Raw genomic sequence first — 1132 nt, 5'->3', positions numbered from 1 at the left:
GAAAGTCACGTCGATGGCGTACTCGACCGCGACCAATGCCGTGTACATGAAAATGAAAGTGGCCGATGAACGCTACCGCATTTACCGTACCGACGCGAACTACGATACGCGCCGCATTTATGTCCAAGCGGAAAATATCGGTCGGATCGGCGTGTTTTATGACGAAGACGTATTCTTTTATGATGATGCCGATGAAGGTATCATGTACGCATTTAACGGCAGCGACAGCTCCTGGCGCACGATTTCTCCGCCGGGCTTTTATCGTTTGATCGGCGTCGACCAAAGTAAAGCCATTTATGCGGCGAAAGTGGATTCCAAAGGAAACGCCATTGAATTGGCGCGCGGGTACTTGGGCGTCGGCTTCACGACCATCGCCAAACTCACCGAACCGGTACCGTTTTCGCAGGTCACGATCAACTACGCTCAGCAGCGGGAAGGCGAAGGCATGACCGCCAACGATCAACCAACGAAGAAGAAGGAGTAACATGGCGAAATATAAAATTCCGAAGGACAGAACCGATGCGGACATGCTGCGTGCCGCGGGTGTCGATGCTAAACGGACGACGGCGACAAGATCGTCCCAAACACAGGCAAACACTCGCGCGACGACAAGGCAATCGACAACCACCGACTCGTTTCACCGCGGCTTTTTGACACCCGAACTCGAAGAGCGTCTGGGCAAATTGTTGCTGGAAGTCAAGCTTGACTACTACAAAGACGAAATCGTCGATTTTTCGATCGAAGCGCGTCGTGACGGACGCAATATTGTGCTCGTCACCGCGCCGAAAAAACATCAAAATCGAACCTGAAAAAATTTACTGGAAGTTATGAAAAACTTTGTGTTTAACTTTTTTATAATGGGCTGAAGCGCCCATTGGGAGCCTTTTTTGAAAAATACTTCCGAGCCTTGTGGCATATGGTGAGGGACTGTTTATAAAAGGCGTAAAAAAAAGCTCTGTTTTTTGTAAAAAAGACTTGCAATTCTGCATTGCGTGTTTTATACTTTAGCTAACCTTTAGAAGAGATCCTAAAGGCCATTGCACAACAATGATTTACAGTGGTAATGTAGCATTCCTTGGCGGTCCATTGACATTCTTATCCGAGTTGCGCCAATGCTTCTGCGATACTTTAG

General features: G+C 48.1%; 1 protein-coding gene and 1 pseudogene. Both read left to right on the top strand.

The genetic code is table 11. From position 1 onward, the window contains the following. A pseudogene (locus tag KH813_RS06795) lies at positions 1-484 on the top strand (hypothetical protein); the annotation flags it as partial. A 1-nt stretch (position 485) separates the two neighbouring features. Continuing rightward, positions 486-809, top strand: a complete 324-nt coding sequence (locus tag KH813_RS06790) for a hypothetical protein (protein ID WP_024049084.1) — start codon at positions 486-488, stop codon at positions 807-809. Positions 810-1132 lie beyond the last annotated feature (323 nt).

It is taken from the genome of Negativicoccus succinicivorans, assembly GCF_018373335.1.
In the GTDB taxonomy this organism is placed as follows: domain Bacteria; phylum Bacillota; class Negativicutes; order Veillonellales; family Negativicoccaceae; genus Negativicoccus; species Negativicoccus succinicivorans_A.
Note: the sequence above shows the minus strand (reverse complement) of the source record. Positions and strands in the feature narration are given on the sequence as shown.

What these genes read in the sequence shown, in the direction of transcription:
- KH813_RS06790 (WP_024049084.1), top strand. Translation starts at nt 486, where the DNA reads ATGGCGAAATATAAAATTCCGAAGGACAGAACCGATGCGGACATGCTG.